Raw genomic sequence first — 14,466 nt, 5'->3', positions numbered from 1 at the left:
ATGGCAGGGGTAGCTGGACTCGAACCAACGGATGTCAGGATCAAAACCTGATGCCTTACCAACTTGGCTATACCCCTGTAATGTACTAGGCAGTACGAGCGCTGAATACTAATAAAAAATTAGACTAGCGTCGTTACCTATTAACCGTCTAAGACGGCGTTCCCTAACGGTGTTCATTGCGAACTATACCGAAATAGGAAAGGTGTTGTCAATTGCTATAAAACAGCAATCCGAACTAAAAATGGCAGGGGTAGCTGGACTCGAACCAACGGATGTCAGGATCAAAACCTGATGCCTTACCAACTTGGCTATACCCCTATTGAGGCGACCTATTATAAGTAGATTTTCAGATTTTGCAAGTCATTTGCGGCTTTTTATGGCTTTTATTCGTAATGGGATGGTTTTGATAGGTGAATGGCAGAAATCGACCATAAGAATTGACGAGTTAATGACATTTTATTGTAGGATTGCATAGGTGAGCTTAGATAGGGTTTGTCTAGAGCAACATTTTTTAAAATATAAAAAAATTCTTTATACTTAATGTCTACAGTTCTTTAAATTACATACAATAGAAGTCAAATAATTATATTTATATAAATAGCCAATAAGGGATAGTTTCTTGGGTATAAAACAGTGGTTCGTTAAACCAACGCCTAAGCAGTTTTTTTATACAAGTTTAGTTTACGCGATAGTATTTCCAGTGATAGGTGTTTTTATCGCTGACTCTATGGTTTCAGCCTATATGCTTTTCTTTTTAATTTTATCTGCTCTAGTAACGCGAACCTACCTTAAGCCTGTTATTTCGAGTAATGGGTATAATGTTATTACCGGTATCATACCATTTATTATAATTATTACATTTCTCTTTAACTCAAGTATATCTTTTACAAAAATTGCTGAAGATAAAACTAAGCTAGAACAAGTGAGTGGGGTTATTCCAGATGAGCCATTTAACCGTCGAGTAGGTAAGAACACGTCATCATCATTACTAATTAGGGATACAAGGCTACATTGTAAATATTATGACCGTGATAGTTGTAGTCAAGCCTATGGTTATTCTGGACAAACCGCGAATATTCTCTATCAGCCAGGTACCTGGATTGGTAATGTCGTATATGAAATCAGTGTTGATGGCAAGAAGCTATACAGATACGAAGATCAGCTTGCTTATTTTAGGGCAGAGCAGCGTACAGATCGTCGTCAATGGTTTTTAACGTTCCTACTATTTGGTTTTCCTAGTTACTGGTTCTACAAACATGATAAGCGGCTTAGAAAAGCCACGCCTAAAAGGTCTATTGAAGAAGAGCAAACGCTAAAGAAATCTCAAGAATTAGCCGCTAATGAAGCGGGTTGCGCTGGTGCAATTGGAATTATTCTATTTTTGACGGTAGCCATTTGTGCTGCTTTGGCTGGCATAATTCACTTTGCCATTCATAAATTTGGTCTATCAGTGCTATATCTTGGTTTAGCTGGAATATGTTGGTATGTACTGGTTATATTATCGAAACCAAGCTCTGAATTGTAAAAAATGACTAGCTACAAACTCCTAACTACATACCCTTCACAAGGCGCACATTTAATCCACTTTGCCAAGAGTGCCTTATCACTAGCAACATTCACATCTAACGGCAAAAACACCGCGCTACCCGAGCCAGTCATTCGTGATGTTCCTAGTGCTTGCTCTTCTAAACGTTGCAAATACTGAAGCGCTTCATCGACAGCAGGGGCAAGGCTGATAACCACGGGCGTAAAGACATTTTGGTAAGGCGCATTTAAATGTTGATCATAGTCATTAGACTGATTTTTAATCGTCTCAATTGACAGTGGCGTAATATCGCGCTGTAATTTAGGATGGGCGAACAGTTTGGCGGTATTCACATGCGCGTTTGGTGTTAGCACTAAATACTGCTGCTCAGGCAAATCAATCGCTGTCAGCTCCTCGCCAATACCCATCGCAATCGCATCTTGCCCAAAGATAAATATGGGTACGTCCGCACCCACTTTTGCACCGATTTCTATAAGCTCCTCACATGTTAAATTCAGCTGCCAAATCTCATTTAATGTTATTAGAGTTGTCGCGGCATTGGACGAACCACCACCCAAGCCTGCACCCATCGGCAAATGCTTGTCTAGAGTAATTTGCACTGACGCTAGTTGCTTAGGTAGTTTGGTTGATTCTATGGCAAATGCTAGCAATGCGCGTGCGGCTTTAAAAATGAGATTGTCTTCAATGCTGACCGTTATTGCGTATGCGCCAGTCAATATCAGTAGCTGATGACAAAGCTTATCCGCATCTAGCGTATTGTCTACCGTAAAAATCGTCGTCTTATTCATGACTGAGAAATGGAGATAATCGCCCCAATCGAGCAAGCGAAAAACGGTTTGTAAATTATGATAGCCATCAGTACGCTTACCAGTAATGTGCAAAAACAGATTGATTTTTGCTGGGGATAAGCGAGTGATGGTCGTTTTAGCGCTCATATTATTTTGCATCGCCATTTGATTCATGAATGTCTCAATACTTCAATGCTTTAACGATTCTGATGGTCAATCGTCATGACGACTTTATTGCCTTGTGATTGTACGGCGCTGATTTTGTTTGGCAGTTTATCATTGCCTTTATACGTAAAGCTGGCATTCCACTCACCATTAACTGAACTGATTAAACGGTTCTGAGCATCAAGCTGTGGTGCGCTATCGGAAGGCGCTGGGCGACCAGATATCCAGTAGGGCATTTGGGATATCGGCGCTTGCCAGCCCGTGGCTTTTTTGAGCAAGGTTTCAGGATCAGCAGCAGTTAAGGTTCCGGTCTTTTCACTGACTAAGGTCGCTGATTGACCATTATATTCGATGTTGGTTTTGCCAATGCCTAGCGCGCCAATCAACTCAATCGCAAAGCGGTCGCTTTGTTGTCCCCACGCGTAAAAAGCACTGCCGCCTTGAGCACCGTTAGCATCATTAGCAGGTGTCGTAACGCCAATTTTACCGGTAATATTGAAGCTCTCAAGCTTTTGTGGTTGCTGGACGCTTTGTCCCTGTACGGTACTACTAGGCTGGTTTGTGCCACTGTTAGCTTTTAACGATTGACAGCCAGTCGTCACCAAAATGGCTGCTGTCAAAGCCGTCAATAGACCCAGTTTATTGGCTTGAAAAGGGATTGTTTGTAATACTGACATGATACTTCCTCAAAATTAACAAAGATAATAGCTTAAGCTGAATTTGTTACCCATTTATACGCCGCTGTTAGCTTCTTATAAGTGCCTTGTAGCTTTGATAACTTGTGCTTGAATGGCTGGCGTAATGGTATAACTGATTATTTATAAAAAATATTGATTGAAGATAATCCAAACCGCTGTTAATACAGCTGTATGCGGTCATTAACATTGTGTTGCCCAAACGAGAAGCGCTGCTGTAGGTCGGCGAGTAAGGCGTCGACTTTGTCATTATCGCCCAGACCTTGATAAGCACGCAGCAACAGCGTTCCTGAGCGTAGAGTCGGTAAGACGTCGTAAGGGGTTTGTAGATAGTCAATCACTTGGCGATAGTCTTCATTGGCCAAGGCATTACTTGCTAGTACGTTGAGCGCTTGCAGATGCAGCTCGTTATCGTAACGCGGATCATCGTAGCGGATTTGGATAATCGCTGTCGCTAGCGCCAAGCCTTGCGCAGAGCTACGCTCGTTGGCCAGCAATAGCTGAGCGTAACTGAGCTGATAAGAGAGGTTGTTAGGATCGAGCGCTTGCAAGTGATTGAGCAAAGTGCGTTTGACCACGTAGTCGTCTTTATCATCTAACAGTTGAGCACGGGCAAACAGTAGCATCTCACTATTAGGGTATTTGCGCGCCGCTCGCGTCAACAAACGCAGCGCTTCATCTGGCTCATTCTGCTGCCACAAAATATCGGCTTGCAGCACATAAGTATCAGGGGCAAAGACGCTGAATTCTTTGCGTAGTTTTTCTAAGGTGGCGATGGCGGCGTCTACGTCATCGTTAAGCAATTCAAAACCCACGACTTTTTTACGCGCCTCTAGCACCAAGTCTTCTTGCATGACGCCATTCAGATAGTACTTGGCTTGCTCAAAGCGTTGTTGGCGCTCGGCACTGATACCAAGGTAATAATAAGCTTGGTCAAGGTAAGCGGGGCTTTTTGCTAACATATTGAGTAGCCGATCAGCACTAGGATATTCTTCGATGTCTAAGCTGACCAATGCGGCCAATAAGGTAATCTCAGCATCATCACTAAAGCGATTGTGCGCCGCTAGTAATAGCTGCCACGCTTGCTCGCTTTGTTTCAGATCCAATAAGTAGCGAATCTCATATAGGTATAAGTTTTTGCTGTCGGGGTTACGCAGGCGCGCTTGGCTGACATAGTTAATCACCGTCTCTGGCGCTTCTATTTTGCGCAATATATCGGCTTTTAGGGTAATAAAAGGCACATAGTCAGGCTGACGCTCCAGCGCGCGATTGATATGGACGATGGCGATCTCAGGTTCGTTGAATTGGTAAAGCAAGCCTGCTTTTAACACCGACAACGAGGCATTTTGTTCACTATCCAGTGGCTGTAGGGCGGCGAGTAATTCACGCTTGTCATCATCAGTGTTGGGATAAATGCCGATAAGAATTTCGCTTAAGTCTGCCCTAGGGTCATAACGCAAGATACGATTTAAGGTCTCACCCGCCAACAGATAGTCGTGCGCACGCAAGGCCAAATGCGCCACGTAAAACCATGCTGGTACATGATCGGGGTTTTGGTCTTGCCACGTTTTGGCAAACTGCAAGGAGTCCTCGATACCTTCATTACGCAAAGATAAGCTAAGCGCGCGCTCAAACACTGCGGTCGCATCTTCTTTAAAGGATTGCTGCTTATAAATCGTCACAGCACGGCGTGTATCGTTGCGATCAGCAGCAAATTCTGCGTCCAAAAGCGCATATAAGCTTGGTTCTGTCAGCGTCGGTTGTGCGGCAATCGTCGGTGCTAAGCTATTTACATTTGCTACGCTGGTTACGGTCGTTGTTGACTCATTCTGTGTTGGCTCATTGGCAAATGTATTATCGACATCATAATCCTTGATAGACCATTCGCGATTAGCCGCATCTGTATTCATCATTGCGGCTGAAGGCTGGTTTACTGAGGATTGACTGTTATGAATATCAGATGGGTCGAGCGGATTGGCCTGAGTGGGTGAGGCTAGGCACAAACAAATGGCCAACGATAATGTTAGCTTATAACGTTGGCATAGACGTTCAATAATGACGTGTAATAAAGCGCGAAGGCTAGATTGATCGTTATGCACAAGTTGTGATCGAAATGATGACTCAAAAAAAATCATAAATAGCCGTATACACCTATTGTTTACCCATTCATAAGGCAATTTTATCGTGTTGATTTTAAAACAGACATCGGTAGCCAGTACCCATGACCAACATTATAAGATTAGATTGAGAGGATAAACAATAGCGCCCGTGTTACTCAAATAATCGTCTTAAAAGTTTATGAGGTAGTTGATTTGTTACTCATGCGCCCAGATACAGTCAACCAGATACAAGCAAATAGTCATCACAGGTGGGCGAGTATTAAATAAAGCTGGCAATAATGATATAATAAGCGATTTTAGGTTTTCCTTTAAGCGCTGTCTGCTAAAAACTGCCTTTTAACTTACAAAAACTGCTTCTGGCAAACGATACGCATGCTTGACTGGCAGGTGAGCGTTATATTTATGGTCTATCAATAATGAGATTAGTGGTCATTGGGGTCAATCACAAAACCGCACCAGTCGCTCTACGAGAGCGCTTGGCGCTCGTGGGTGAAGACGTGACTATTGCCCTTGAGCAATTAGAGGCCTTTACTGATGGCAGCGTGATCGTCTCCACCTGCAACCGCACTGAGATTTATGCCATCGTGCCGCAGACCTTGTTTGTGCCAGCACAGCCAAATGTCGATGATGCCAAGTTATCCTCTTCTGGCAGTGACTCTAGTGGTAAGCCTAACAATATGGCGCTCAACAATACTGTCTCCTCAGCGGCCGTCAGCGCCCATATCATGAAGATTAAAACTTGGCTGGCTAACTTTAAGCAATTGTCGCTTGCAGAGATTGACCCTTATCTTTATGTGCACCGTGATACTCATGCGCTGACTCATTGGCTGCGCGTCGCTGCTGGGCTGGACTCTATGATATTGGGCGAACCGCAGATACTCGGTCAAATTAAGCGCTCTGTACATCTGGCGCAAGATCAAAAAGCCTTGAGCAATCAGCTAGGCTGGATTGTCGATCAGGTGTTTGCTGCTGCCAAACGGGTACGTAATGAGACCAAGGTTGGCGCTCAAGCAGTATCGCTTAGCTTCGCTGCTGCCAAGCTGGTCACGCAGATTTTTGATGACTTGCCCAATCGTACTCTGTTGGTGGTCGCCGCTGGTGAAATGAATCGTCTAGTCGCCACTCATATTGCCGGACTTGGGGTAGGGCGGGTGATTATTTGTAACCGCAATCCTGAGCGTGCTGAGGCTCTAGCGGCTGAACTGCGCAAGCCTGGACGACGTGTGGAAGTCAGAGCTTTGCAAGAGTTGCCGCAAGTGTTGGCGGAAGCCGATATTGTGAGTAGTTGTAGTGGTAGTATGGATTTATTGATTGATAAAACCATGACGTTGCAAGCGCTGAAACGTCGCCGTTATCAGCCAATGCTGATGATAGACTTGGCGGTGCCACGTGATATCGATTCGACCGTGAGCCGTATCGATGATGTGTATCTGTATTCTGTCGATGACTTGCAACATGTCATCGCGGGCAATATTGAACAGCGTCGGCAAGCAGCAGTAGATGCGGAGCTGCTCGTTAGTCAATTGGTCGTTGAAATGGATCGACGCTTTCAAGTGCGCCAAGTCGGCAAAGACATTCAGCAGTATCGCGAGCGTACCCACGACCAAGTGGATAAATTGCTCAATGAATCCATTGCTAAGCTGAACGCTGAAGGTGCTAGCCCTGAAGATATCATCACCGAGCTGTCGAGACGCTTAACTCAAACCTTGACCCATGCGCCATCCAAGCTGATGCGCAAAGCGGCGCGCGAAGGGGACAGTGAATTGTTAGATTTCGTTGTCTCAGGGCTAAAAGATACCAATCGTCGACGCTGATGAGCGCCGCATTTACCAATAAACGGTCAACAGTGCAAGTCATATCATTGCCTAGGCGTATCGTTGTCAACCCTCGGTATCAGTGCTAATATCAAGCTCTCATTAATTAAATGGTTTGGATTAAGATACCGTACTGGTGTTCGCTAAGCGTGTGGCTATGAATATATTGGCTTAGTGTTTATAGGCTTTATCAATATTCATTTTTAGCCTATTTAGTCGCTTTCTGGTTTCTTATCCGGTATTAATACCTAGGCTTTATCCATATTTGGATATGGCTGTACTGAGACTTAAGCGCCATCAAATTATCTAACCATAAACTAGGAGCGTTCCATGACTGCATTACGTCAAGATATTGATCCAAATGGCCTATTAGAATATTCAGTGGTCTACACTGACCGCGCCCTTAACCATATGTCCAAGGTCTTTCAACAAGTAATGAACGACTTATCTAGTGAGCTAAAGTCAGTCTATAACGCTGATGCCGTTGCTATCGTGCCGGGTTCTGGCACTTATGGGATGGAAGCTGTCGCGCGTCAATTGGCAAAGGATGAAGATTGTCTGATTATCCGTAATGGCTGGTTTAGCTATCGTTGGACGCAAATCTTAGAAAAAGGCAACATTGCTAAGTCATCGACGGTATTAACCGCTGATCGTACGGAAGATACGGAAGCGCCAAAGCCATTTGCACCAGTCGATATCGACGTCGCTGTAGCAAAAATCAAAGAACAAAAACCCGCCATCGTCTTTGCTCCGCACGTCGAAACCTCAGCCGGTATCATTTTACCAGATGACTATATCAAAGCATTGGGCGAAGCCGTCCATAGCGTTGGTGGCTTATTGGTCATCGATTGCATCGCATCAGGTTGTGTATGGCTCGATATGAAAGCCTTGGGCATTGACGTACTCATCAGCGCGCCACAAAAAGGCTGGAGCAGCACCCCTTGTGCCGGTCTTGTCATGCTTAGCGATGCTGCAGTCAAAAAAGTCGAGAGCACAGAATCTGATAGCTTTAGTCTCGATCTTAAGCAATGGTTAAACATCATGCGCGCCTATGAAAATGGTGGTCATGCTTACCATGCAACGATGCCAACCGATGGCCTGCGTCAGTTCCGCGATACTATTAATGAGGCCAAAGAAGTTGGCTTCGACAAACTGTCTGAGGCGCAGTGGGAGCTTGGCAACCGTATTCGTAAAGTACTAGAAGACAAAGGCGTCGAAAGCGTTGCGGCAAAAGGTTTTGAAGCGCCAGGCGTTGTGGTAGCTTACACTGAGCGTGATGACATGCATAAAGGTAGTGCCTTTGCTGAGGCGGGCTTGCAAATCGCTGCTGGCGTACCGCTAAAAGTTGGCGAGCCAGAAAACTTTAAAACCTTCCGTTTGGGTCTATTCGGTTTAGATAAATTGACAGACGTTGATGGTGCGGTACAACGCTTTGAAAGCGCGCTTGATAAAGTATTGGCGAAATAGTACCTATCCAAAAAATATGATTAGCTGCGTAAAACTTACTTAGCCTACTTGGTGTAGTGCTTACGCTTGTTTTACTTACTACTCAAATTTTTGCAAAAGGTATGTTCAACTTAAAAATACTGAGCCTTTATAACAATAGGTTCAGTATTTTTTTACCTTTTTATTATATTTTATAATATAATGTTTTTTTATAAAATGATTTTAAAGTTATTTTGGATGAAAATAAGCTTAGGTAAATATTATGAGCATACAAGTAGACTGGCAAGCATTTACACCGATATCTTTAGTAGGTGGCTTAATGTTGGGAGTGGCGACTGTCATCCTGCTGTTAGGCATTGGCCGTATTGCTGGCATCAGTGGTATTTTTTCAAGCCTCTTAAAGCCCAAGCGCGTCGAGATGTGGCAAGTGCTTTTTATATTTGGTCTCATCGTCTCACCATTGCTATATCAGCTGGCAAGACCACTACCTGATGTCGAAATCAGCACCTCTTTACCCTTATTAATCGGTGCAGGATTGCTGGTCGGCTTCGGTACGCGTTTGGGCTCAGGCTGTACCAGCGGTCATGGAATCTGCGGTAATGCACGCCTGTCACCACGCTCGATGGTAGCAACAGTAACCTTTATGCTCTTTGGTGTTATGACGGTTTATCTTGGTCGGCATGTCTTAGGCATGATTTAAATAGCTCATAGGCGGCACGTTGCTCAGGCGGCGTTGAATATTGTTTATAACAGCTAGTCATAATAGATTGTTATAACAACTTGGATTAACACATTAAGTGCGAGACACAATAATGCTAAAAAATATAATTGGATTACTGGCTGGGCTATTATTTGGCTTGGGGCTGCTGATATCAGGCATGACTGATCCTGTGAAAGTCCAAGGATTCTTGGACGTTTTTGGTGCATGGGATATTTCTCTAGCACTGGTGATGGGTGGCGGATTGATAGTGGCAATGGTCGGCGTACAATTCGCTAAGCGCCAAAAGAATAGCTGGATTGGCACCTTAATCGAGATGCCAACTAAAACTGATATTAATAAGAAGTTGCTAGTCGGGGCGATGCTATTTGGTATCGGCTGGGGCTTGGTGGGTATTTGCCCAGGACCGGGTATCGTGCTACTTGGGACAGGACAATGGCAGGCCTATGTCTTTATCCCAGCGATGATCGTCGGCATGCTAGTTTATCAATGGCTTGAACCTAAGCTTGATTAGTCGTTTGGTTATAGTCAGTCCTAAATAAAATCAGTACCAGTATTACAACGCGCTACTGATATTAATTTTCCTTGCTTGCTGTGCCTATGCAGACAGAGGCTGCGCAAAATTAATACCAGTAGCTCTGTGTTCATGTTATGGCGGACCGCCTATAATAATAAGTTTTATGTTTTTAATTAAAGAAAAGAGGGTCAGCCTAATGATTAGACTGACCCTTTTTTATGCACGTTGCTCAAAGCGCAAGTTTCTCAAAAGCTATTATTTAGTACTGGCCGTGACTTTAGGCGTTTCATGTGCCAATGATTTGGCGGCTTGACGCAGCTCAAACTTCTGTACTTTACCCGTGCTGGTTTTTGGAATTTCTGCAAACACGATATATTTAGGGACTTTAAAACCCGCCAAATGCTGTTTGCAATGCTCCATGACGGTATCGCGCTGTAAGGTGCTGCCTTCATGAATTTCGATAAAGGCGACGGGTACTTCGCCCCATTTATCATGCGGCGCGGCGACGACGGCACAGCTTTGAATTTCTGGCATTTTATATAGGATGTTTTCGACTTCAATACTAGAGATGTTTTCACCGCCGGAGATAATAACGTCTTTAAGCCTGTCCATGATTTTGATATAGCCATCGGGGTATTTTACGCCCAAATCACCGGTGCGGAACCAACCGTCGGCAAAGGCTTCTTCGGTGGCTTTACGACTTTTTAGGTAGCCTTTCATTACCATATTACCGCGCAGTGCCAGCTCGCCCATCTCTTCGCCATCAGCAGCAACGGATTCAGTGGTGCCTTGTTTAAAGACCTCAAATCCAGTCATCAAATGTGACGTGACCCCTTGACGTGATTTCTTTTGCGCACGGGCCGCGACATCAAGCGTATCCCATTCTTCTTGTTCTGCACAGACGGTGACCGGCCCATAAACCTCAGTAAGACCATAAACATGGGAGATATGAAAGCCCATGGCTTCCATAGCGGCAAGCATAGTTTCAGACGGCGGCGCACCAGCGACCCAGCCTTTTACTTCATGGTTAATCGCTTCTTTATACTCCGGTTTACCGCCAGCAATCATATTGTGAACGATAGGCGCTGAACAATAATGGCTCACTTTATACTTGGCAATCAATTGTAAGATTAAATCAGCATTTATCTGACGCAAACAGACATTGACGCCAGCGCGCTCTGCGATAGTCCACGGGAAGCACCAGCCATTACAATGAAACAATGGCAGCGTCCACAGATACATGGGGTGCTTAGGCATATCCCAATCTAAAATATTAGAGAGCGCATTCAGTGTCGCACCACGATGATGGTAAACCACACCTTTGGGTTTGCCAGTTGTGCCAGAGGTATAATTGAGGGCAATGGCATCCCATTCGTCTAATGGTTTTTCCCAATTGTCTAAACTGTCGGAGCTGGCAAGTAGCTCGTCATAAGTCATTTGCCCAAAATGCTCGGTATCGACAGCAGCATCGGTCGCATGAATGACGATGAGGTTGGGAAACGCTTCATCAATAATTTCAGCGTGCTCAGCAAATTCGCTGTCTAAAATCAGCACTTTGGCTTCTGAGTGTTGCAGACAAAAGGTAAGCGCATTGATATCGAGACGGGTGTTTAAGGTACAAAGTACGCCGCCTGACATGGGTACACCAAATGCACATTCGACCATCGCTGGGGTGTTCGGCATCATGACTGCGACGGTATCGTTTTTATCAATACCGAGTTTACGCAGGCCGTCAGCCAGTTGCCGACAACGATCGTAAGTCTGTTGCCATGTCTGCGTGAGGTCATTGTGCTCTAGGTCATCATAGATAATCGCAGTTTTGTCAGGATAAACCTGCGCGCTGCGAATGATAAAATCGATGGGAGTTAGCGGTTGATAGTTGGCAGGGGTTTTGCCGAGACCTGTATGAAAGTCGGTCATGGAGATAGTCCTTTATCGCATTTTGAATGTGGCTATTTTATAGCTCAGGGTTTTTCTATTGGTATCTAAGGCATGTCCTCAATCTGAACGAAAGTGTCTGAATGGGCTAAAAATGGTTAAATCTTGCCAAACTGCGTCAAATAGCTAGTCAGTATCTCGATATTATCTGCGCTATTTTCCTTATTTGGCTGCAATTTATCTCATTTTAAACACCATTTTCAAAATGAGGACACGCCCTAGTTTTCATTATAGCCAAAGACAGGGCGATATTGGGCTGATTTTGTGGCTTTTACTTAACTTAATGCTATAGAAGTGCGCAATTAAATAGGGTTGTCGATATAGTGTTCACTGATCAGTCGTTTGTCTGCATAGCTGATAATAATGGCGGTGTGTTACGATAGCGGTAACGCTAAATCCCATAGCATCACTATTCTCACGAAACACTCCCAGCAAATTATTCATAAGGAAAATGATATGACCGCCAGCCGCACTGCCAATACGATTGACACCGCCAGCACCAACGAACACTATCCGCATTTATTTGAGCCGTTAGATTTGGGCTTTACCACGCTTAAAAACCGCATGGTTATGGGCTCGATGCACACAGGGCTTGAAGACCGTTTTTATAATTACGGTAAGCTGGCAGCATACTTCGCAGAGCGTGCCAAAGGCGGCGTGGCGATGATGATTACGGGTGGTATTGCGCCCAATCGCGAAGGCTGGTTGTCGCCTGTTGGTGGCACGATGAACAGCAAAGCTGATGTGATTAATCATCAGCGTGTCACTCGTGCAGCGCATAAACATGACAGCAAAATCATTATGCAAATCTTGCACAGTGGTCGTTATGGCTATCAGCCATTTGTGGTGTCATCAAGCCCGATTAAGTCACCAATCTCGCCGTTTAAACCACGCAAAATGAGTATCAAGAACATTGAGCAAACGGTCGAAGATTACGCACGCTGCGCCAAATTAGCCAAACAAGCGGGTTATGACGGTGTCGAAATCATGGGCTCTGAAGGCTATTTGCTCAATCAGTTTTTATCGCGTCATGTCAATAAACGTACTGACGAATACGGCGGTGATATTCAAAATCGCATGAAGTTTGCGGTTGATGTGGTAAAAGCGGTTCGCGAAGCGACGGGTGAAGATTTTATTATCCTATTCCGCTTGTCAGTGATTGATTTGGTCAAAGACGGTAATGTCATGGATGAAGTCATTACCGTTGCCAAAGCGCTAGAAGAAGCTGGCGTGACCATCATGAATACTGGTATCGGCTGGCATGAAGCGCGTGTTCCAACCATTGTCACTAGCGTACCGCGCGCGGCTTTTGTAGATTTCACTGCTGAGATTAAAAAACATATCAGCATCCCAATGATGGCAGCCAACCGTATCAATATGCCTGAAACCGCTGAAGATATCGTCGCCAGTGGGCAAGCCGACATGATTCAAATGGCGCGTCCGTTTTTAGCGGATCCGCATTGGGTCAACAAAGCTAAAGAAGGCCAAGCCGATCGCATCAATACCTGTATCGCCTGTAACCAAGCCTGTCTTGATCATACTTTTGAAAATAAACGCTCAACGTGTTTGGTCAATCCACAAGCTTGTTACGAGACAGAATTGGTTTATAAGAAAACCAAAAAGCCGAAAAAAGTCGCCGTCATCGGTGGTGGTGTTGCTGGTATGTCAGCGGCTCACGTTGCCGCGCTACGTGGGCATGACGTTACCTTATTTGAAGCAAAAGACATCTTAGGCGGGCAGTTTAATTACGCCAAAGTCATCCCTGGTAAAGAAGAATTCTTTGAGACCATTCGCTACTATATCAATGAGCTTGAGCACTTAGGCGTTGAGATTAAACTCAATAGCAAAGTCGATAAAGCCATGCTTGAGAAAGCCAAGTTCCATCATGTCATCGTTGCGACAGGCGTAGTACCAAGAAGCTTAGAAGGCAAGCTAGAAGGTGCTGAGCTGCCACAAGTGATGAGCTATGCCGAATTGCTCTCTGGTGAAAAATCAGTCGGCGATACGGTGGCAGTCATCGGCGCTGGCGGTATTGGCTTCGATGTCAGCGAATATCTAACCGCGCGTCATGGTCAGCCTTTAGATGAGCTCGGCCCTGAGACCTTAAAAGACCCAAGCTACCGCCCTGAGCCGCAGTCTATCAGCGAGTGGCGCGCAGAGTGGGGCGTCACTGACGATACTAACTATCAAAGCGATGGCGGTTTAATCCGTCCTGAAGGCATCAAGCCAATTCGCCAAGTGTATCTGATGCAGCGCACCAAAGGCCGCTTAGGCGCAGGTCTCAATAAAACCTCAGGCTGGGTACATCGCGCACACGTTAAATCACACGGCGTCATCCAAGTATCGGGTGCGCAGTACAATAAAATCACCAACGAGGGCATTTGGGTCACCAATCCGCAAGGCCAAAGCCAGCTGCTGCGTGTCGATAGCGTGGTCGTCTGTGCCGGTCAAGAGTCGGTAGTTGAGCTGATGCCAAATGTTGGCGATGCGCCAGACGCGCAATATCATTTGATTGGTGGGGCGAAACTGGCTGCTGAACTGGATGCTAAACGTGCCATTCGTGATGGGGCAGAGGTTGCGGCGAGTATTTGAGGGTTTGATTTTTTGTAGTGAATACAGAAACGGCGAGATTAATTATCTTGCCGTTTTTTTTGTTTAAATAGTTTGCAATTATTCGCTCTTTAGAAGAGCGTAAAAAGTTATATTTGTCTTTAAATCA

10 protein-coding genes and 2 tRNA genes are annotated in these 14,466 nt (G+C 45.0%); 6 read left to right on the top strand and 6 right to left on the bottom strand.

The window, feature by feature from the left end:
* Position 1: 1 nt before the first annotated feature.
* Together AAEY79_RS01600 and AAEY79_RS01595 are read right to left on the bottom strand one after the other, a co-directional pair.
* Positions 2-77 (bottom strand) — tRNA-Gln (locus AAEY79_RS01600).
* Between the two features lie 165 nt (positions 78-242).
* Positions 243-318, bottom strand: a tRNA-Gln gene (locus tag AAEY79_RS01595).
* 301 nt (positions 319-619) lie between these two features.
* On the opposite strand from AAEY79_RS01595, the gene AAEY79_RS01590 reads away from it, so the two are divergent.
* Positions 620-1,525, top strand: a complete 906-nt coding sequence (locus tag AAEY79_RS01590; protein ID WP_025651872.1) for a hypothetical protein — start codon at positions 620-622, stop codon at positions 1,523-1,525.
* 11 nt (positions 1,526-1,536) lie between these two features.
* On the opposite strand, the gene ispE is transcribed toward AAEY79_RS01590, so the two are convergent.
* From ispE to AAEY79_RS01575, 3 genes are all read right to left on the bottom strand, one after another.
* Positions 1,537-2,481: a 4-(cytidine 5'-diphospho)-2-C-methyl-D-erythritol kinase gene (ispE, locus tag AAEY79_RS01585; RefSeq protein ID WP_352286964.1), complete on the bottom strand. Its 945-nt coding sequence runs from the start codon at positions 2,479-2,481 to the stop codon at positions 1,537-1,539.
* A 50-nt stretch (positions 2,482-2,531) separates the two neighbouring features.
* Positions 2,532-3,176, bottom strand: a complete 645-nt coding sequence (gene lolB, locus AAEY79_RS01580) for a lipoprotein insertase outer membrane protein LolB (protein ID WP_101211672.1) — start codon at positions 3,174-3,176, stop codon at positions 2,532-2,534.
* Between the two features lie 179 nt (positions 3,177-3,355).
* Positions 3,356-5,293, bottom strand: a complete 1,938-nt coding sequence (locus AAEY79_RS01575; RefSeq protein WP_227692064.1) for a tetratricopeptide repeat protein — start codon at positions 5,291-5,293, stop codon at positions 3,356-3,358.
* A 437-nt stretch (positions 5,294-5,730) separates the two neighbouring features.
* Here AAEY79_RS01575 and hemA point away from each other — a divergent pair, with 437 nt between their 5' ends.
* From hemA to AAEY79_RS01555, 4 genes are all read left to right on the top strand, one after another.
* Entirely contained in the window at positions 5,731-7,128 is a 1,398-nt protein-coding gene (gene hemA / locus AAEY79_RS01570; RefSeq protein WP_025651876.1) for a glutamyl-tRNA reductase, read from the top strand.
* A gap of 330 nt (positions 7,129-7,458) precedes the next feature.
* Positions 7,459-8,595 (top strand): aminotransferase class V-fold PLP-dependent enzyme, encoded by a 1,137-nt coding sequence (locus AAEY79_RS01565; RefSeq protein WP_201578442.1) that lies wholly within the window; start codon positions 7,459-7,461, stop codon positions 8,593-8,595.
* 241 nt (positions 8,596-8,836) lie between these two features.
* Complete coding sequence (locus tag AAEY79_RS01560; RefSeq protein WP_101211669.1) at positions 8,837-9,274, top strand: YeeE/YedE family protein; 438 nt, start codon at positions 8,837-8,839, stop codon at positions 9,272-9,274.
* A 112-nt stretch (positions 9,275-9,386) separates the two neighbouring features.
* Positions 9,387-9,806: a DUF6691 family protein gene (locus tag AAEY79_RS01555; RefSeq protein WP_173239534.1), complete on the top strand. Its 420-nt coding sequence runs from the start codon at positions 9,387-9,389 to the stop codon at positions 9,804-9,806.
* 258 nt (positions 9,807-10,064) lie between these two features.
* Here AAEY79_RS01555 and AAEY79_RS01550 read toward each other — a convergent pair whose 3' ends face one another.
* A complete protein-coding gene (locus tag AAEY79_RS01550; protein ID WP_025651880.1) occupies positions 10,065-11,729 on the bottom strand; it encodes an AMP-binding protein in 1,665 nt (554 codons plus the stop codon).
* A 474-nt stretch (positions 11,730-12,203) separates the two neighbouring features.
* On the opposite strand from AAEY79_RS01550, the gene AAEY79_RS01545 reads away from it, so the two are divergent.
* Positions 12,204-14,339 (top strand): FAD-dependent oxidoreductase, encoded by a 2,136-nt coding sequence (locus AAEY79_RS01545; protein WP_352286958.1) that lies wholly within the window; start codon positions 12,204-12,206, stop codon positions 14,337-14,339.
* The last annotated feature ends 127 nt before the right edge of the window (positions 14,340-14,466 follow it).

It is taken from the genome of Psychrobacter sp. GW64-MNA-CIBAN-0177, assembly GCF_040309585.1.
GTDB classification, from domain to species: Bacteria; Pseudomonadota; Gammaproteobacteria; order Pseudomonadales; family Moraxellaceae; genus Psychrobacter; species Psychrobacter okhotskensis.
This window is presented reverse-complemented; position numbering and strand designations above follow the sequence as displayed.